The organism is Pseudomonas sp. PAMC 25886 (assembly GCF_000242655.1).
In the GTDB taxonomy this organism is placed as follows: Bacteria; Pseudomonadota; Gammaproteobacteria; order Pseudomonadales; family Pseudomonadaceae; genus Aquipseudomonas.
Genome location: NZ_AHHC01000020.1, coordinates 116418 through 135811, shown reverse-complemented (window position 1 = coordinate 135811; position 19394 = coordinate 116418). Strand labels below are relative to the sequence as shown.

Sequence of the window (19394 nt, the reverse complement as noted above, 5' to 3'; positions counted from 1 at the left end):
TGGCCATGACGACGAACGTAATCAGCCTGGTGTCCATCGGCGCCCACCCGACTTCCGGCCGGCCTCGCCGTGCCGAGCAAGATGCCCGTGCGGTGGAACTGGGCCTGCAACTGGCTGGGGATAACCTGCAAGTGCTGCACGCCGGCGACATCGCCGAACCGACCCTGCGCGCTTACCTGGGCATGGGTTTGCCGCAGTTGCATGTGCTTGAACAACCGGCCGGGACGGATGCTTTGCCGGCGCTCAGTGACTATCTGCGGGACGCGGGCGCCCACGTGGTACTCACCGGCAGCCAGGCGGAAACCGGCGAAGGCTCGGGAATGTTGCCGTTCCTGCTGGCCGAGCAGTTGGGCTGGCCGCTGATTGTCGGCCTGGCCCAGGTGGAATCCATCGACGGCGGCGTGGCCCATGTACTCCAAGCGCTGCCACGTGGCCAGCGGCGGCGCTTGAAGGTGCGCTTGCCGTTCCTGGCCACGGTGGATAACGCGGCGCCCAAGCCCCGGCAAAGCGCCTACGGGCCGGCTCAGCGCGGCGTGCTGGAAGCCCATGACGTCGAGGTGTTGGAGGATGAGTTATTCACAGGCGCTGTGTTGCAACCGGCCAAACCACGGCCCAAGCGCCTCAAGGTGATCAAGGCCAAGAGTGGTGCCGACCGTATGAAAGCGGCCACGGCCAAGGCCAGCGGCGGTGGCGGGCAGGTGCTCAAGGGTGTCAGCCCGCAAGACGGTGCCCAGGCCATTCTCAAGTTGCTCATAGAAGAAGGCGTGGTTCGCTGACCTTATCCAGGGATTGTGGCTTTACCCACAATCCCTGTTAACCCGCCTGTGGATAACCTGTTCGCGGCTGTCCACACCCCATGCAAATCAAGCCCTCCAGCCCGTTGTACGAAAAACAATCAACCTAACTGACGGTTTTTCCTTGGGTTTTTCTGTGGATAAGGAAAACCAGCGGCGCACACTTGCCCCCAAAGTCTGTTGGTGCTTCTGTGGATAAGATGTTCGCTATCCGCTGTAGGCCATGCAGAACGTGGCTTTCAGTGGTCTGATCAAAATATGATCAATATTGGCTTTTCGACGGGTTTTCCCTCTCAAAGCCGCGATTTCACTCAGTCACAGGCGGTTTTCCACAGACAGGCCAAAGTTGCCCCCAAAGTCTGTTGGCGCTTCTGTGGATAAGGTGTTTGCGTTCCTCTGTAGCCCATACGGAGCGTGGCTTTCAGGCTTTAGATCAAAAAACGATCAATGCGGGATAAAACCCGTCTCTTTGAATAAGTCACGGATTTTCTTGATTTTATTTCGATAGGAAAGCGCAGTTGCCCACAATTGCTGTGGGTGGCTTTGTGGATAAGTTGTTGGGCAATGGCTGGAAGCCAGGGCGCCATTGGTCTGTCAGGGTGTTGGATGAATTATGTACAGCCATAAATTATTGTGGGAGCCGGGCTTGCCCGCGATGACGGAGTAACAGCCAACAGAGGGGTTGAATGTTAAATCGCTATCGCGGGCAAGCCCGGCTCCCACATTTTGATCAGCAGCGTGTCAGCTGGTTACTCATGTACGGCAACGCCTTTCAGATACGGCGCCGGTGCCGCCCCCAGGTTGCTCAGCATCCGCTCGCTGTACCAATCCACAAAGTTGACCACGCCAAACTCATAGGTCTTGGAATACGGCCCCGGCTGGTACGCCGTGGAGTTGATGCCGCGCTGGTTTTCTTCGGCCAGGCGCCGGTCCTGGTCATTGGTGGCGTCCCACACTTTGCGCATGCGCTCGACGTCGTAGTCCACGCCTTCCACGGCGTCCTTGTGCACGATCCATTTGGTGGTGACCATGGTTTCCTGGGCGCTGATCGGCCACACGGTGAACACGATGATGTGGTCGCCCATGCAGTGGTTCCACGAGTGTGGCAGGTGCAGGATGCGCATCGAGCCCAGGTCCGGGTTCTTGATGCGGCCCATCAGCTTGTTGCAGCCTTGCTTGCCGTCGAGGGTCATCGACACGGTGCCCTTGAGCAGCGGCATGCGCACGATGCGGTTGCGCAGGCCGAAACTGGCGTGGGCGTAAGGGATCTTCTCGGCGTCCCACGCGGCGGCGGAGGCGGCCACGTGATCCTTGAAGGCCTGGTCGGCCCGTGGGTCTGTGACATCGTCCCATTCCAGCAGGGTTTTCAACAGTTCCGGGTGCGACGCGTTGCAGTGGTAGCACTCGCGGTTGTTTTCCAGTACCAGCTTCCAGTTGGCTTTTTCGAACAAGGTGGTCTGGATCGCCACCTTGGTGTTCTCCATGTCGTAGGGTTCCATGTAGTGGCTCAGCGTCGACAGGAAGTCGTCGATGGCCGGCGGGTTCTCCGACAGGCTGATGAAGATATAGCCACCGGCGGTCTTCACGTTCACAGGCTTCAAGCCGTACTGCTTCATGTCGAAGTCGGCGCCCATCTCGGTGCCGGCGAACAGCAGGCGGCCGTCCAGCTCGTACGTCCATTGGTGGTAATGGCAGACCAGCTTGGCGACCTTGCCCTTGTCGCTGGTGCACAAGCGCGAACCGCGATGGCGGCACACGTTATGGAACGCATGCACCACGCCGTCGGCGCCGCGGATCACGATGATCGGGTTCTTGCCCACTTGCAGGGTGATGTAGTTGCCCTTGGCGGGGATCTCGCAGGTCATGCCGGCGATCAACCACTCTTTCTGGAAAATTTCCTGCATGTCGATATCGAACAGCCGCTCATCAGAGTAAAACGGCTGCGGCAGCGAAAAGGTGCGCTCGCGTTCTTGCAGCATTTGCGCGGTGGCCTTGCGTGCGGGTTCCAGCGGATCGCCCAAGCTTAAGGTTGCGGTGACGTCCATCGTGTGTGTCCTCATGGCCATTCTGTGTGGCCGGCGAAAAGTGGCTAATCAGGTTTTGCAGCAAGGCGTAAAGAAAGCGTCGTTGTTGGGAGCGAGTGTGGGGCCGGCGCAGGCCAGAACCTTATCCATGAGCGACATGGCCCACTCTGTTCCCGACGCGCAACCCCCGTGGTATGGGGGCTGGTCGCGATAAGTATGTGAATGTCGCAGATAGGTAAATGGGTGGTTCTCGCGTTACGCAGAATCGCCACCATAAAGCCGAACTACGGCAGTGGAGAACAGCATGTCCAACAGCTTCCTGAATCCGGTAACTACCCAGACCTGGGCCAATGGTCGGCACATCGTCCGTTGCGTCAAAGTCATCCAGGAAACCTGGGACGTGCGCACTTTCTGCTTCATGGCCGACCAGCCGATCCTGTTCTTTTTCAAGCCCGGGCAGTTCGTCACCCTGGAGCTGGAAATCGAAGGCCAGCCGATCATGCGTTCCTACACCATTTCCAGCTCGCCCTCGGTGCCGTACAGCTTCTCGGTGACCATCAAGCGCGTGCCGGGCGGCAGGGTGTCCAACTGGCTGCATGACACACTGCACGAAGGCCAGGAACTGGCGGTGCACGGGCCGGTGGGCCTGTTCAACGCCATCGACTTCCCGAGCCCGAAAGTGCTGTACCTCAGCGGCGGTGTCGGTATCACCCCGGTGATGTCCATGGCGCGCTGGTTCTACGACACCAACGCCAACGTCGACATGACGTTTATCCACAGCGCCCGCTCGCCGAAAGACATCATCTACCACCGCGAACTCGAGCACATGGCGTCGCGGATCGATAACTTCAGCCTGCACCTGATCTGCGAGAAGCATGGCCTTGGCGAGCCATGGGCCGGTTATCGCGGCTACCTGAACCACAAGATGCTCGAACTGATGGTGCCGGACTTCCTTGAGCGGGAAGTCTTCTGCTGCGGCCCCACGCCGTACATGAACGCGGTGAAACGCCTGCTGGAAGCCTCCGGTTTCGACATGGCGCGCTATCACGAGGAATCCTTCGGCGCCACGCCACCGGAAGCCCGTGCCGACGCGGTGGAGCAAGCCGAGCAAGCGGCGGACGCCCCGGAAATCGACCTGGCGGATCTGCACCAGGTGGAATTCATTGCATCGGGCAAAAGCATCCGCGTGGCACCGGGCGAGACCGTCCACGCAGCGGCGGCCAAGCTTGGCCTGCTGATTCCGAAAGCCTGCGGCATGGGGATCTGCGGGACGTGCAAGGTGATGAAACTGGGCGGGGAGGTCGAGATGGACCACAACGGCGGGATCACCGAGGAAGATGAAGCCGAGGGTTACATCCTGTCGTGCTGCAGCGTGCCGAAGGGGGATGTGCGTATCGAGTTTTAACTCCGGCGATCATTCCCACGCAGAGCGTGGGAACGATCAGTCAGGGGTTATTGGGCGTAGATGTGGATGACGAAATGCTGGCCTGATGCTGTCAATTCATAGACTTTGTCGGTGACGGTCAATGTCCGCGTCTGTTCGCTGATGGTGTCACCGACTTTCACGGTTTTTCTGAACTCGTCCCAGTCGATGACTGTGGTCTGGATCGTGCCGTCGCCTTGCAGTTTGTTGTCGTAGCGATTGACTTCCATGGTGTTGCCCTCTGCTGGATTTCCGTTTCCGGCCGATGGTTCGGCAGGCGGGTGTTCCCGAAAGGTGGCAGATGTATCTGCCGTTTCCTTTCGGGTTCCAAGAGGCTAGTCAATGAAAGTGGGGTTGGTTGCTGTCAGAAATATCAAAAAACAGTCTCGGCATTCCGCCAGTATCTGTTGGCTTGATTCCTACATCAGGCGCTCATCACTTCCCGAATATCAGCGGCCAGTTCTCTGACGCGCTCTTCCTCGGTATCCCACGCACACATGAAGCGCGCGCCGCCTTTGCCGATGAAGGTGTAGAACCGCCAGCCCTTGGCCGTCAGCGCGGCAATGGCCGGTTCCGAGAGTTGCAGGAACACGCCGTTGGCCTGCACCGGGAACATCAGCTCAACCCCCGGAATGTCCGCCACCAGGCTGCTGAGCAATTGTGCGCAGTGGTTGGCGTGACGGGCGTGCTTGAGCCACGCGTCGTTTTCCAGCAGGCCTACCCACGGTGCGGACAGGAAGCGCATCTTTGATGCAAGCTGCCCGGCCTGTTTGCAGCGGTAGTCGAAGTCTTCGGCCAGCTTGTGGTTGAAGAACAGGATCGCCTCGCCCACGGCCATGCCGTTCTTGGTGCCGCCAAAGCACAGCACGTCGACCCCGGCTTTCCAGGTCAGGTCGGCAGGCGAGCAGCCGAGGAATGCGCAGGCGTTGGAGAAGCGTGCGCCGTCCATGTGCAGGTTCAGCCCCAGTTCCTTGCAGGTGACGCTGATGGCGCGGATTTCTTCCGGGGTGTACACGCTGCCCACTTCGGTGGCCTGGGTCAGGGTGACCACGCGCGGTTTCGGGTAGTGGATGTCCTGGCGCTTGAGGGCGATCTCGCGGATCGACTCCGGGGTCAGCTTGCCGTTTTCGGTGCGCGCGGTGAGCAGCTTGGAGCCGTTGGAGAAAAACTCCGGCGCGCCGCATTCGTCGGTTTCGACGTGGGCGGTTTCCGAGCAAATCACGCTATGGTAGCTCTGGCACAGTGAAGACAGGGCCAGGGAGTTGGCGGCCGTGCCGTTGAAGGCGAAGAACACTTCGCAGTCGGTTTCGAACAGTTTGCGGAAACCGTCGGCGGCGCGGTGGGTCCATTCATCATCGCCATAGGCACGTTGATGGCCCTGGTTGGCGAGTTCCATGGCGGCCCAGGCTTCCGGGCAGATGCCGGAATAGTTGTCGCTGGCGAATTGTTGGCTCTTGTCGGTCATGGCCCAGTCCTGTGGTCGATGTTGGTGCGCACTTTACCGAAGATTGTCGGGCGGGCGCACGCACTGTTAATGCAAAGTCAGTGGGGAATTATGCACGGTTCTGAACGCCTTCCTGTAAGCCGCGTCCGCGATGGCGCCCTGGATCTGCTCAAGTGGCTGGCGCTGCTGAGTATGGTGCTGGACCACCTGCGCTATGTCGGTTTGAGCCTGGACGGGCTGTATGTGCCGGGGCGTCTGGCGTTCCCGTGGTTTTGCCTGGCGATTGCGGCAAATCTGCACCGGGTCAAGGATGCGCCCGTTACCGGCCAGTGGCGCTATCTGGGCTGGTTGCTGCTGTTCAGCGTGATCAGTGAAGTGCCGTACCGGATGTTCATTGACGACGCCGACACGCTGAACGTGCTGCCGACCCTGGCGCTGGGTTTGCTGGTTGCCCGGGGATGGCAGCAGAAGGCGGCTATTGATCGAGGTTTGGCGTTGATCGCGCTGGTTGTGGCGGGGTTGTTTTCGGCGCAGCTGATGTTCGGTTTCTTTGGCGTGCTGCTGCCGCTGGCGATGCTGCTGGTGTTTCGCCGGCCGTGGTATTTCAGCGTGTTACCGGGTGTGGTGTGCCTGGCGGCCAATCAATGGCAGATTCTGCTCAACAGCGGCACGCTCGTGGCCATGCTGGGATTGGCCACATGCCTGATTGCGCCACTGGCCGGATTGGTCTTGTTGCGACAGGCCAGACAGGTGTCGCCACCGGCTATGCGGCGCTGGGCGTATGCGCTCTATCCGGCGCATTTCCTGCTGCTGCTACTGGTCCGCAAGATCATCGCCTAACCCTTGTGGCAGCTGGCTTGCCTGCGATGCAGACGCCTCGGTGTACCCGTTGCACCGAGGGGATGCTATCGCAGGCAAGCCAGCTCCCACACAAGCCCGCTCCCACATTTGTTCTGCGTCGTTCATCCGATGTCGTAAACGCACCTTTGCGTGGCGTCCGTAGGCATTTGGTCTATCTGTACCAGCCCTACCATCGCATCAAAGGGCGCTGCCGCGTGCACGTGCCTCAACAAGACGAAATGCTGGGAGAGACGCGATGTTCAGCAAGCAAGACCAGATCCAGGGTTATGACGATGCACTGCTGGCGGCGATGAATGCCGAGGAGCAGCGCCAGGAAGATCATATCGAGCTGATCGCGTCAGAGAACTACACCAGCAAGCGCGTCATGGAAGCCCAGGGCAGCGGCCTCACCAACAAATACGCCGAAGGGTATCCGGGCAAGCGCTACTACGGTGGCTGCGAGCACGTCGATAAGGTGGAAGCGCTGGCCATCGAGCGCGCCAAGCAACTGTTCGGCGCCGACTACGCCAACGTGCAGCCGCACTCCGGTTCGTCCGCCAACAGCGCGGTGTACCTGGCGCTGTTGAACGCCGGTGACACCATCCTCGGCATGAGCCTGGCCCACGGTGGCCACCTGACCCACGGCGCCAAGGTGTCGTCCTCGGGCAAGCTGTACAACGCGGTGCAATACGGCATCGACACCGCCACCGGCCTGATCGACTACGACGAAGTCGAGCGCCTGGCCGTGGAGCACAAGCCGAAGATGGTCGTGGCCGGTTTCTCCGCCTACTCCAAGACCCTGGATTTCCCGCGCTTCCGCCAGATTGCCGACAAGGTCGGTGCGCTGCTGTTCGTCGACATGGCCCACGTCGCCGGCCTGGTGGCCGCCGGCTTGTACCCGAACCCGCTGCCCTACGCCGATGTGGTCACCACCACGACCCACAAGACCCTGCGCGGTCCACGTGGCGGCCTGATCCTGGCCCGTGCCAACGAAGAAATTGAAAAGAAACTCAACTCCGCGGTGTTCCCCGGTGCCCAGGGCGGCCCGCTGATGCACGTGATCGCCGGCAAGGCGGTGTGCTTCAAGGAAGCCCAGGAACCGGGTTTCAAGGCTTATCAACAGCAAGTGATCGACAACGCCCAGGCCATGGCCGGCGTGTTTATCAAACGCGGCTACGATGTCGTGTCCGGCGGCACCGATAACCACCTGTTCCTGGTCAGCCTGATCCGTCAGGGCCTCACCGGCAAAGACGCGGACGCTGCCCTGGGCCGCGCCCACATCACCGTCAACAAGAACGCCGTGCCCAACGACCCGCAGTCGCCGTTCGTGACTTCGGGCCTGCGTATCGGCACCCCGGCGGTGACCACACGCGGCTTCAAAGTGACCCAATGCCTGGAGTTGGCCGGCTGGATCTGCGACATCCTCGACAACCTCGGCGACGCCGATGTGGAGGCCAACGTCGCCAAGCATGTGGCCGCCCTGTGCGCTGATTTCCCGGTTTATCGCTGAGCGCGGTTTTGGAGTAATGACTATGCAACGCTACTCGGGCTTCGGCCTCTTCAAGCACTCACTCAGCCACCACGAAAACTGGCAGAAGATGTGGCGCACGCCGACCCCCAAAAAGGTCTACGACGTGGTCATCGTCGGCGGCGGCGGGCATGGTCTGGCGACGGCTTACTATTTGGCCAAAGAGCACGGCATCACCAACGTGGCCGTGGTCGAGAAAGGCTGGCTGGGCGGCGGTAACACCGCGCGCAACACCACCATCGTGCGCTCCAACTACCTGTGGGATGAGTCGGCGCACCTGTACGAACACGCGATGAAACTCTGGGAAGGCTTGTCCCAGGACCTGAACTACAACGTGATGTTCTCCCAGCGTGGTGTCTACAACCTGTGCCACACCCTGCAAGACATCCGTGATTCCGAGCGTCGCGTCAGCGCCAACCGCCTCAACGGTGTGGACGGCGAACTGCTCAACGCCAAACAAGTGGCCGACGAGATCCCGTACCTCGACTGCTCAAAGAACACCCGCTACCCGGTCATGGGCGCCACCGTGCAACGTCGCGGCGGCGTGGCCCGTCACGATGCCGTGGCCTGGGGCTTTGCCCGCGCCGCCGACGCACTGGGCGTGGACCTGATCCAGCAGACCGAAGTCATCGGTTTCCGCAAGGAAAACGGCGTGTGCATCGGCGTCGAAACCAACAAGGGCTTTATCGGCGCCAAGCGCGTCGGTGTGGTCACGGCGGGTAACTCCGGGCACATGGCGTCGCTGGCGGGCTTCCGCCTGCCGATCGAATCCCACCCGCTGCAAGCGTTGGTGTCGGAGCCGATCAAGCCGATCATCGACAGCGTGATCATGTCCAACGCCGTGCACGGCTACATCAGCCAGTCCGACAAGGGCGACCTGGTGATCGGCGCCGGCATTGACGGCTACAACGGCTACGGCCAGCGCGGCTCCTACCCGGTGATTGAACACACCATCCAGGCCATCGTCGAGATGTTCCCGGTGCTGTCCCGTGTGCGCATGAACCGCCAGTGGGGCGGGATCGTCGACACCACGCCGGATGCCTGCCCGATCATCTCCAAGACCCCGGTCCCGAACATGTTCTTCAACTGCGGTTGGGGCACCGGTGGTTTTAAAGCGACTCCAGGCTCAGGCAACGTATTTGCCGCCAGCCTTGCCAAGGGTGAAATGCACCCGTTGGCCGCTCCTTTCTCCATCGACCGTTTCCACAACGGTGCGCTGATCGACGAACACGGCGCTGCGGCCGTCGCCCACTAACAGGAGAAATTTCCTATGTTGCATATCTTCTGTCCTCACTGTGGCGAACTGCGCTCCGAAGAGGAATTCCACGCGTCCGGCCAAGCGCACATCCCGCGCCCGCTGGACCCGAATACCTGCACCGACGAGCAGTGGGGCGACTACATGTTCTTCCGCGACAACCCGCGCGGCCTGCACCACGAGCTGTGGATTCACGCCGCCGGTTGCCGCCAGTATTTCAACGCGACCCGCGACACCGTGACCTACGAAATTCTTGAAACTTACAAGATCGGTGAGAAGCCACAATTCACCGCCAAGGCCTCTGGAGAGAAGGTATGAGCCAGATCAATCGCCTGTCCAACGGTGGCCGGATCGACCGCAACAAAGTCCTCAGCTTCAGCTTCAACGGCCAGAGCTACAAAGGCTTTGAAGGCGACACCCTGGCCGCTGCACTGCTGGCCAACGGCGTCGACATCATCGGCCGCAGCTTCAAGTATTCCCGCCCGCGCGGCATCTTCGCCGCCGGTGCCGAAGAGCCGAACGCGGTGCTGCAGATTGGCGCCACCGAAGCCACGCAGATCCCCAACGTGCGCGCCACGCAACAGGCGCTGTACCAGGGTTTGGTCGCCACCAGCACCAACGGCTGGCCGAGCGTGAACAACGACATGATGGGCATTCTCGGCAAGGTCGGCGGCAAGCTGATGCCGCCGGGTTTCTACTACAAAACCTTCATGTACCCGCAATCGTTCTGGATGACGTACGAGAAGTACATCCGTAAGGCTGCAGGTTTAGGCCGCTCGCCGACCGAGAACGACCCGGACACCTACGACTACATGAACCGTCACTGCGACGTGCTGATTGTGGGCGCCGGCCCTGCCGGTCTGTCGGCGGCCCTGGCCGCTGCTCGCAGCGGCGCGCGGGTGATCATCGCGGACGAGCAGGAAGAATTCGGCGGCTCCTTGCTGGATTCCCGTGAAAGCCTCGACGGCAAGCCGGCCGCCGAATGGGTTGCCAGCGTGATCGCGGAATTGAAAGCCCTGCACGATGTAGTGCTGCTGCCTCGCGCCACCGTCAACGGCTACCACGACCATAACTTCCTGACCATTCACGAGCGCCTTACCGATCACCTCGGTGACCGCGCGCCGATCGGCCAGGTGCGTCAGCGTATCCACCGTGTGCGTGCCAAGCGTGTCGTGTTGGCCACCGGTGCGTGCGAGCGTCCGCTGGTGTACGGCAACAACGACGTGCCGGGCAACATGCTGGCCGGTGCGGTCTCGACTTACGTGCGTCGCTACGGCGTGGCACCGGGCAAGAAGCTGGTGCTGTCGACCAACAACGATCATGCCTACCGCGTTGCGCTGGACTGGTTCGACGCCGGTCTTACCGTTGTTGCCGTAGCCGATGCTCGCCACAACCCACGGGGCGCGCTGGTTGAAGAGGCCCGTGCCAAGGGTATTCGCATCCTCACCGGCAGCGCCGTGATCGAAGCCCGTGGCAGCAAGCACGTCACCGGCGCGCGCGTGGCCGCCATCGACGTCAAGGCCCACAAAGTCACCAGCCCCGGAGAATGGCTGGAGTGCGACCTGGTGGCCAGCTCCGGTGGCTACAGCCCGGTGGTTCACCTGGCCTCGCACCTGGGCGGCAAGCCGACCTGGCGTGAAGACATCCTCGGTTTTGTACCGGGCGAAGCACCGCAGAAACGCGTGTGCGTTGGTGGTATCAACGGCGTCTACGGCCTGGGCGACTCCCTGGCAGACGGTTTTGAAGGCGGCGTGCGCGCGGCCAGCGAAGCCGGTTTTGCACCGGTGGAAGGTACGCTGCCAAAAGCCTTGAGCCGTCTGGAAGAGCCGACCCTTGCGCTGTTCCAGGTGCCCCACGAAAAAGCCACTGCACGGGCGCCGAAGCAATTTGTCGACCTGCAAAACGACGTCACCGCCGCCGCCATCGAACTCGCCACCCGCGAAGGTTTCGAGTCGGTGGAGCACGTCAAACGCTACACCGCACTGGGCTTCGGCACCGATCAGGGCAAGCTCGGCAACGTCAACGGCCTGGCCATCGCGGCCCGCTCGCTGAACGTGACCATCCCGCAGATGGGCACCACCATGTTCCGTCCCAACTACACGCCGGTGACCTTCGGCGCGGTAGCGGGCCGCCACTGTGGGCACATCTTCGAGCCGGTGCGCTACACCGCGCTGCACGCCTGGCACGTGAAAAACGGTGCCGAGTTTGAAGACGTCGGCCAGTGGAAACGCCCGTGGTACTTCCCGCGCAACGGTGAAGACCTGCACGCCGCGGTCAAACGCGAATGCCTGGCCGTGCGCGACAGCGTCGGCCTGCTGGATGCGTCCACCCTCGGCAAGATCGACATTCAAGGCCCGGATGCCCGCGAATTCCTCAACCGCATCTACAGCAACGCCTGGACCAAGCTCGACGTGGGCAAGGCCCGCTACGGCCTGATGTGCAAGGAAGACGGCATGGTCTTCGACGACGGCGTCACCGCTTGCCTCGCCGACAACCACTTCCTGATGACCACCACCACCGGCGGCGCGGCGCGCGTACTTCAGTGGCTGGAAATCTACCAGCAGACCGAATGGCCAGACCTCAAGGTGTACTTCACCTCGGTCACCGACCACTGGGCGACCATGACCCTGTCCGGCCCCAACAGCCGCAAGCTGCTGAGCGAAGTCACCGACATCGATTTGGACAAGGACGGCTTCCCGTTCATGACCTGGAAAGAAGGTTTGGTGGGCGGCGTGCCGGCGCGGGTGTTCCGGATTTCGTTTACCGGTGAGCTGTCGTACGAAGTCAACGTGCAGGCCGACTACGCCATGGGCGTACTCGAAAAAATCGTCGAGGCCGGCAAAAAGTACAACCTGACCCCTTACGGCACCGAGACCATGCACGTGCTGCGGGCCGAGAAGGGTTTCATCATCGTCGGCCAGGACACCGACGGCTCGATGACCCCGGACGACCTGAACATGGGCTGGTGTGTAGGCCGCACCAAGCCGTTCTCGTGGATCGGCTGGCGCGGGATGAATCGCGAAGATTGCGTGCGTGAAGACCGCAAGCAACTGGTGGGCTTGAAGCCGATTGACCCGAACGTGTGGCTGCCGGAAGGCGCGCAGCTGGTGTTCGACGCCAAGCAGACGATCCCGATGAAGATGGTCGGCCACGTCACCTCCAGTTATGCCCACAACTCCCTGGGTTATTCGTTTGCCATGGGCGTGGTGAAGGGCGGCTTGAAGCGCATCGGCGAGCGGGTGTTTGCACCGCTGGCAGATGGCAGCGTGATCGAGGCGGAGATTGTGTCTTCGGTGTTCTTTGACCCGAAAGGCGAGCGTCAAAATATCTGACAGACCGAGTCGCCTGCATCGCAGGCAAGCCAGCTCCCACATTTTGAATGGGTTCACCCCGCAAAATGTGGGAGCCGGGCTTGCCCGCGATGAGGCCGGAACAGTCACTGCAAGACCTACAGAATTCAAACAGGTGCTTTATGACAGCAGCCAATGTTTACCAACAACGCCCCACCTCCGGCGCCAAGGCCGAGTCGTCGCTGCACCATGCCGACCTCGCCAGCCTGGTGGGCAAGGGCCGCAAGAACGCCGGCGTGACCGTGCGTGAAAAGAAATTGCTGGGCCACCTGACCCTTCGAGGCGACGGCCACGACGCAGCCTTCGCTGCCGGCGTGCACAAGGCCCTGGGCATCGAGTTGCCCGGCGCGTTGCAAGTCATCGTCAAGGGTGAAACCAGCCTGCAATGGCTCGGCCCGGATGAGTGGTTGCTGGTGGTGCCGAGCGGTGAAGAATTCGCCGCCGAGCAAAGTTTGCGCGAGGCGCTGGGTGAGTTGCATATCCAGGTCGTCAACGTCAGCGGCGGCCAGCAGATCCTTGAACTCAGCGGCCCGAACGTGCGCGACGTGCTGATGAAATCCACCAGCTACGACGTGCACCCCAACAGCTTTCCGGTGGGCAAGGCGGTGGGCACGGTGTTCGCCAAGTCACAACTGGTGATTCGCCATACCGCTGAAGACACCTGGGAGCTGGTGATCCGTCGCAGCTTCTCGGATTACTGGTGGCTGTGGTTGCAGGACGCGGCGGCTGAGTATGGCCTGGCCGTCGAAGCCTGATATGACGCTTACCCTGTAGGAGCCCGACTTGCCGGCGATGGCGTCGGTGAGATCGTCATGGCCGGCAAGCCGGGCTCCTGCAGAGGGCGCGTTGCCTGAAGTTGTTTGAGGAGTTACCCGCAATGAGCCGCGTACCCGACACATGGATTTTGACCGCCGACTGCCCCAGCGTGCTCGGCACGGTGGACGCGGTGACCCGCTATCTGTTCGAGCAGGGCTGCTACGTCACCGAACACCACTCCTTCGATGACCGGCTCTCGGGCCGGTTCTTCATCCGTGTGGAATTCCGCCAGCCCGACGGTTTTGACGAGCAAGCCTTCCGCGATGGCCTGGCCACTCGCGGCGAGGCGTTCGGCATGATCTTCGAGCTGACTGCGCCGAATTACCGGCCAAAAGTGGTGATCATGGTCTCCAAGGCCGATCACTGCCTCAACGATTTGCTCTACCGCCAGCGCATCGGCCAACTGTCGATGGACGTGGTCGCCGTGGTCTCCAACCATCCCGACCTCAAGCCCCTGGCCGACTGGCACCAGATTCCGTATTACCACTTCCCCCTGGACCCCAACGACAAACCGTCCCAGGAGCGCCAGGTGTGGCAGGTGATCGAAGAGTCGGGCGCCGAACTGGTGATCCTTGCGCGCTACATGCAAGTGCTGTCGCCGGAGCTGTGCCGCAAGCTCGACGGCAAAGCCATCAACATCCATCACTCCCTGTTGCCCGGTTTTAAAGGCGCCAAGCCGTATCACCAGGCCTACAACAAGGGCGTGAAACTGGTGGGCGCCACCGCGCATTACATCAACAACGACCTGGACGAAGGGCCGATCATCGCCCAGGGCGTGGAGGTGGTGGACCACAGTCACTACCCGGAAGATTTGATCGCCAAGGGGCGGGATATTGAGGGTCTGACCCTGGCCCGGGCCGTGGGGTATCACATTGAGCGGAGGGTGTTTTTAAACGCCAATCGTACGGTCGTTCTATAGATCGCTATCGCAGGCAAGCCAGCTCCCACATTTGAATGTGTTCACAAATCAAAATGTGGGAGCCGGGCTTGCCCGCGATGAGGCCATCAGCAACAACGCAAAAACAGCATCTGTACCCGAGCACTTAAACGCGCTGCCTGCCTGGGCAACGCGGTTCCATAAAAACAACAGCGAGGTGAAAGCATGTCTGGTAATCGTGGTGTCGTGTATCTCGGCAACGGCAAGGTCGAAGTACAGAAAATCGACTATCCCAAAATGCAGGACCCCCGTGGCAGGAAGATTGAGCACGGCGTCATCCTGCGCGTGGTCTCCACTAACATCTGCGGCTCCGATCAACACATGGTGCGTGGCCGCACCACCGCCCAGACCGGCCTGGTGCTGGGTCACGAAATCACCGGCGAAGTGATCGAGAAAGGCAGCGACGTCGAGAACCTTAAAATCGGCGACCTGGTGTCGGTGCCGTTCAACGTGGCGTGTGGCCGTTGCCGCTCCTGCAAAGAGCAGCACACCGGCGTGTGCCTGACCGTCAACCCGGCCCGTGCCGGTGGCGCCTACGGCTATGTCGACATGGGCGACTGGACCGGCGGCCAGGCCGAATACGTGCTGGTGCCTTACGCCGACTTCAACCTGCTGAAACTGCCGGACCGCGACAAGGCCATGGAGAAAATCCGCGACCTGACCTGCCTCTCCGACATCCTGCCCACTGGCTACCACGGTGCAGTCACGGCGGGCGTTGGCCCGGGCAGCACGGTCTACATTGCCGGTGCCGGCCCGGTGGGCCTGGCGGCTGCCGCTTCCGCTCGCCTGCTGGGTGCTGCGGTGGTGATCATCGGTGACGTCAACCCGATCCGCCTGGCCCACGCCAAGGCCCAGGGTTTTGAAATTGCCGACCTGTCCAAGGACACCCCGCTGCACGAACAAATCGCCGCGTTGCTGGGCGAGCCTGAGGTTGACTGCGCCGTGGATGCGGTAGGCTTCGAAGCGCGCGGCCATGGCCATGACGGCGTCAAGCACGAGGCGCCAGCCACCGTGCTCAACTCGTTGATGGGCGTGGTGCGGGTGGCCGGCAAAATCGGCATCCCGGGCCTGTACGTGACCGAAGACCCGGGTGCCGTGGACGCCGCTGCAAAAATGGGCAGCCTGAGCATTCGTTTCGGCCTGGGCTGGGCCAAATCCCACAGCTTCCACACCGGGCAAACACCGGTGATGAAGTACAACCGCCAACTGATGCAGGCGATCATGTGGGACCGTATCAATATTGCCGACATCGTCGGCGTGGAAGTCATCAGCCTGGATGACGCGCCGCGCGGTTATGGCGAGTTCGATGCGGGTGTGCCGAAGAAGTTTGTGATTGATCCGCACAAGTTGTTCAGCGCGGCTTAAGTCGCGGGCCAATAAAAAGGCGACCCTTGGGTCGCCTTTTTTTGCATCTGGGGTTGGGTGGGTGAATCAGCGAATCGCCAACGCCCCCTGATACACCGTTGGCCCCGTCGGCTGCTTGCTCACCGAGCCGCCCTTGGTTTCCGAACTGACCATCAGCGTCACCGGCTTGCTGATCGACTCTTGCTGGCGCGGGTTGATGCCAATAATGCCTTTGCCGTCTTCAGGCAACAGGCCCAGTGAAACCGGGTTACCGTCCGCCGGCACAGCCCACAGTTCCAGGCTTTGGTCTGGAGCCGGTGCGGTGGCAGCAATCGGCTGCACTTCAAGGTAATCCTTGTGGGCCACGATCTGCGTGGCCGGTTGCTGGGTGGTGTTCACCAGCAATGCGGCAGATTTGACGCTGTCCTTGGTGTAGAGGGCACCGCCGACGCCCGCCACTACCACCAGACAGGCGCCGACGAACAGGCGTGGGCGGTTCCAGAATGAAGGCTTGTGCTCAATCACTTGGGGGTTGATCGCAGTCATTAGGCTCTTCCTGACATGTTTTGTAGTCTTTCATGGACCCAGGTTACGGCGATCAGTTCCTCAATCCATCGACTTGGGTCCTGGCTCAGAGTGATGCCAATTGGCCTTGATACAGCACCGGCCCGGTCGGTTGTCCGGTGGGTGAGCCGCCCTGAGGTTCAAGACTGACTGCCAGCGTCAACGGTGCCGTCAGCAGTGCCTGTTGTTCTTTGCTCAGCTGAATCCGCCCTTTACCCGACACCGGCACCAACCCCAGCGAGATCGGTTTGCCACCCGCCGGGATTGCCCACAGTTCCAGCGCACGTGCCGGTGCCACCGCCGCCAGCGCCAGTGGTTCCACCTGCAGATGATCCGCATACGCCTGGATCTTCAGCGCCGGCTGTTGATCCGCCGCCACCAGCGTGGCGTTGTATTCCACCCCAAGATCGCGCTGGTACAGCACACCCACCAATACGGCGATCGCTACCCCGCACGCCGCTGCCAGCAACCGCAGGTTCATCCAGAACGGTTTCTTCGCCGGCATATGCAGCACTTGCGGTTCAATGCGCGCCTTGATCCCTTCCCACACATGATCCGGCACCGGCCGTTCGGGCAATGGCCCGGTCAGGCGGGCGAGGGCATCCTGCCAGTGTCCCAGTTCGACGCGCAGGGCTGCATCGTCCAGCAGCAGTGCTTCAAAGCGCCGCCGCGCCGTGGCGGGCATCAGCCCGATGGCGTAATCCGCTGCGAGGGCGCGGCGCAGGGCGGTGGTTTGGTAGTTCATGATTCAAGGCACCTGCGCAAACGCTCCATGCCGCGGCGAATCCAGGATTTGACCGAGCCCAGGGGCGCGGCCAGGTGGTCGGCCAATTCCGAGCACGACAAGCCCTGGAAGTAAGCCACGGTGATCGATTGGCGCTGCATGCCTTCAAGGCTGTCGAGGCAGCGGTTCAGGGCGTGGGCTTCACGCTCGCTGTCGAGCAATTCATGGGCGCTGGGGCTTTCGTCGGCCATTGCGTCTTGCTGGCCGTCGCTCAAGGGTTGTTCGCGGTGTTTGCGCAACTGGTCGATGGCCAGGTTGCGGGTGATGTTGATCATCCAGGTCAGCGGCGCCGACAAGTGGGCCTCATACCGCGAGGCGTTGAACCAGATGCGCACGAAACTCTCCTGCAGCACGTCTTCGGCCAGGTCCTGGCGGCCCATGAAACGCAGGGCAACACCGTGCAAACGCGGGGAAACGCTGCGATAGAGCGTTTCGAACGCCTGGCGGTTACCCAGTGAACACTGGGCCAGCAATTGCCGTAGTTGATCGGCATCGTGGGTCGAAATGGGGCTTCTCCAGGCACTTGCATCAGGGCGATGGGACGGCGCACGGTAAAGAGGGCAGGCTGAGGTTAGTCCAGCTTGGGCGTTCATTCCATCCAGCTCCGTGCGGCTCGTGATGGATATACGCAGCGCAGGGCTGTTCGGATGCAGTGGTTTTCTGAACTAATCTGAGAGGTGGGAACAATCCTTCGCCCTGCCCAGTCAAACCCCTGCTTTTAGCGCTTACTTTCAGAGGTTGTCTTGATGAAGATTTCACGCGGTTTTGCCCTGTCCTGCCTGTTGACCGTGGCGGCCAGCCCGGTGTTTGCGGCAGGTTTCAGCCTCGGCGACGTGGCCAATGCCGTTTCGGGTGCACAGGGTGGCGACAAGGCGGCAGCGGCTGCACCGACCTCACAGACCGCCGGTCTGCTGGGCGCCCTGACCTCGCAACTGAACGTGACCCCTGAGCAGGCCGTCGGCGGCACCGGCGCGATGCTGGGCCTGGCCAAGAATAAATTGGGCGGCGGTGATTACTCGCAGTTGACCCAGAGCGTTCCGGGCCTGGACAAGCTCTCCGGCAGCAACTCCCTGGGCAGCCTCGGCGCCCTGAGCGGCATGCTTGGCCAGAGCGGCGGCAGCAAGACCTCGGGCCTGGATGGCGTATTGGGTAACGTGAAGAATACCAGCGACCTGAACACTGCATTCAGCGCGCTGGGCATGGACAGTGGGATGGTGGGCCAGTTTGCGCCGGTTATCCTGAAATACCTGGGCGGCCAGGGCGCCAGCGAATCGGTACTGGGCAAGCTGGCTTCGGCCTGGGGCACGGGCGGCTAAGGTCGCTCTGCGCGCAGTTGTTCGATGCGCGTATCCTTCTCCATCCAGAGCTGGTTGACCCAGTTCTGGACGGTCTGGCGAAACGCCGGATCGTTCTCGTAATCCCCCTGCCACAATGCCGGATCCAACTCACGGGTGCGGATATCTACGATTACCTTCGGCACCGCGCCGCTGATCAAGTCCCAGAAACCCGGAATGTTCTCTTGGGGATAAACCACAGTGACGTCGAGCACCGCGTCCAGCTGTTCGCCCATCGCCGCCAGCACGAACGCTACACCGCCCGCCTTGGGTTTGAGCAGGCGCTTGTAGGGTGAGTCCTGTTGTTGACGCTTGGCCGGGGTGAATCGGGTGCCTTCCAGGTAATTGACCACCGTGACCGGCTGGCGCTTGAACAGCTCGCAGGCTTCCTGGGTGATTTTCAGGTCCTGGCCTGCCAGCTCGGGGTGTTTGGCCAGGAACGCTTTGGTGTAGCGCTTCATGAACGGGTAATCCAGCGCCCACCAGGCCAGGCCCAGGAACGGTACCCAGATCAGTTCCTTTTTCAGGAAGAACTTGAAGAACGGCGTGCGTCGGTTGAGGGTCTGGATCAGCGCCGGGATGTCGACCCAGGATTGGTGGTTGCTGATCACCAGATAGGAAGTGTCGCCCCGCAGGTCGCCACCGCCGCGAATGTCCCATTGGGTGGGGATGCACAGGGCGAAGATCAGCTTGTCGATCTCGGCCCAGGTTTCAGCGATCCACATGACCGCCCATGAGGCGTAGTCGCGAAAGCGACCGGGGGCCACCAGCTTGAGCAGGGCAAACACCATCAGTGGCCCGAACAGCACCAGGGTGTTGAGCAACAGCAGGAATGTGACGAAACAGCCGGTGAGCAGGCGGCGCATAAGTAACTCTTGGAATCATTTTTGGCCCGCCATGATAAGCAGCTTGTGTCGAGAGGCCAAATCGCAGATGTGATGATGAATGTTTCACTTA

The 19394-nt window shown here is 61.4% G+C and carries 18 protein-coding genes; 11 read left to right on the top strand and 7 right to left on the bottom strand.

The features are described from left to right. Positions 1–5: 5 nt before the first annotated feature. Positions 6–776, top strand: a complete 771-nt coding sequence (gene etfB, locus MUM_RS0104560) for an electron transfer flavoprotein subunit beta (RefSeq protein ID WP_010167509.1) — start codon at positions 6–8, stop codon at positions 774–776. Between the two features lie 767 nt (positions 777–1543). On the opposite strand, the gene gbcA is transcribed toward etfB, so the two are convergent. Continuing rightward, a complete protein-coding gene (gbcA, locus tag MUM_RS0104555) occupies positions 1544–2839 on the bottom strand; it encodes a glycine-betaine demethylase subunit GbcA (protein ID WP_003216945.1) in 1296 nt (431 codons plus the stop codon). A 283-nt stretch (positions 2840–3122) separates the two neighbouring features. Between gbcA and gbcB the strand changes: the two genes are divergently transcribed. Then, the gene (gbcB, locus tag MUM_RS0104550) at positions 3123–4223 is read left to right on the top strand and encodes a glycine-betaine demethylase subunit GbcB (RefSeq protein WP_010167504.1); all 1101 of its coding nucleotides are present in this window, start codon (positions 3123–3125) and stop codon (positions 4221–4223) included. Positions 4224–4270: 47 nt separating this feature from the next. Here gbcB and MUM_RS0104545 read toward each other — a convergent pair whose 3' ends face one another. Further along, a complete protein-coding gene (locus MUM_RS0104545; RefSeq protein ID WP_010167501.1) occupies positions 4271–4471 on the bottom strand; it encodes a hypothetical protein in 201 nt (66 codons plus the stop codon). 194 nt (positions 4472–4665) lie between these two features. Then, on the bottom strand, positions 4666–5706 hold the full coding sequence (locus MUM_RS0104540; protein ID WP_010167499.1) for a threonine aldolase family protein: 1041 nt from the start codon (positions 5704–5706) through the stop codon (positions 4666–4668). A gap of 90 nt (positions 5707–5796) precedes the next feature. Here MUM_RS0104540 and MUM_RS0104535 point away from each other — a divergent pair, with 90 nt between their 5' ends. From MUM_RS0104535 to fdhA, 8 genes are all read left to right on the top strand, one after another. After that, positions 5797–6525, top strand: coding sequence for a TraX family protein (locus MUM_RS0104535; RefSeq protein ID WP_010167497.1), 729 nt, complete (start codon positions 5797–5799; stop codon positions 6523–6525). A 256-nt stretch (positions 6526–6781) separates the two neighbouring features. Continuing rightward, a complete protein-coding gene (locus MUM_RS0104530) occupies positions 6782–8035 on the top strand; it encodes a serine hydroxymethyltransferase (protein WP_010167495.1) in 1254 nt (417 codons plus the stop codon). Positions 8036–8057: 22 nt separating this feature from the next. Then, positions 8058–9308: a sarcosine oxidase subunit beta gene (locus tag MUM_RS0104525; RefSeq protein ID WP_003209185.1), complete on the top strand. Its 1251-nt coding sequence runs from the start codon at positions 8058–8060 to the stop codon at positions 9306–9308. Between the two features lie 15 nt (positions 9309–9323). Next, positions 9324–9626, top strand: coding sequence for a sarcosine oxidase subunit delta (locus tag MUM_RS0104520; protein WP_010167494.1), 303 nt, complete (start codon positions 9324–9326; stop codon positions 9624–9626). After that, on the top strand, positions 9623–12640 hold the full coding sequence (locus MUM_RS0104515; RefSeq protein ID WP_010167493.1) for a sarcosine oxidase subunit alpha: 3018 nt from the start codon (positions 9623–9625) through the stop codon (positions 12638–12640). The genes MUM_RS0104520 and MUM_RS0104515 overlap by 4 nt, the downstream gene beginning before the upstream one ends. Before the next feature lie 140 nt (positions 12641–12780). After that, positions 12781–13413: a sarcosine oxidase subunit gamma gene (locus MUM_RS0104510; protein ID WP_010167492.1), complete on the top strand. Its 633-nt coding sequence runs from the start codon at positions 12781–12783 to the stop codon at positions 13411–13413. A gap of 122 nt (positions 13414–13535) precedes the next feature. Further along, a complete protein-coding gene (gene purU / locus MUM_RS0104505; RefSeq protein ID WP_003209192.1) occupies positions 13536–14393 on the top strand; it encodes a formyltetrahydrofolate deformylase in 858 nt (285 codons plus the stop codon). Between the two features lie 183 nt (positions 14394–14576). Beyond that, the gene (gene fdhA / locus MUM_RS0104500) at positions 14577–15776 is read left to right on the top strand and encodes a formaldehyde dehydrogenase, glutathione-independent (RefSeq protein ID WP_010167488.1); all 1200 of its coding nucleotides are present in this window, start codon (positions 14577–14579) and stop codon (positions 15774–15776) included. A gap of 66 nt (positions 15777–15842) precedes the next feature. Here fdhA and MUM_RS0104495 read toward each other — a convergent pair whose 3' ends face one another. From MUM_RS0104495 to MUM_RS0104485, 3 genes are all read right to left on the bottom strand, one after another. Further along, a complete protein-coding gene (locus MUM_RS0104495; protein WP_010167486.1) occupies positions 15843–16301 on the bottom strand; it encodes an anti-sigma factor domain-containing protein in 459 nt (152 codons plus the stop codon). A gap of 85 nt (positions 16302–16386) precedes the next feature. Then, entirely contained in the window at positions 16387–17064 is a 678-nt protein-coding gene (locus MUM_RS0104490; RefSeq protein WP_010167484.1) for an anti-sigma factor, read from the bottom strand. Then, positions 17061–17696: a sigma-70 family RNA polymerase sigma factor gene (locus tag MUM_RS0104485; protein ID WP_032881804.1), complete on the bottom strand. Its 636-nt coding sequence runs from the start codon at positions 17694–17696 to the stop codon at positions 17061–17063. Before MUM_RS0104485 ends, MUM_RS0104490 begins: the two co-directional genes overlap by 4 nt. A 153-nt stretch (positions 17697–17849) precedes the next feature. On the opposite strand from MUM_RS0104485, the gene MUM_RS0104480 reads away from it, so the two are divergent. Beyond that, a complete protein-coding gene (locus tag MUM_RS0104480) occupies positions 17850–18419 on the top strand; it encodes a DUF2780 domain-containing protein (protein WP_010167480.1) in 570 nt (189 codons plus the stop codon). Here the strand turns inward: MUM_RS0104480 and MUM_RS0104475 are convergent. Continuing rightward, on the bottom strand, positions 18416–19303 hold the full coding sequence (locus tag MUM_RS0104475; RefSeq protein WP_010167477.1) for an acyltransferase: 888 nt from the start codon (positions 19301–19303) through the stop codon (positions 18416–18418). The genes MUM_RS0104480 and MUM_RS0104475 overlap by 4 nt on opposite strands. Between the last annotated feature and the right edge of the window lie 91 nt (positions 19304–19394).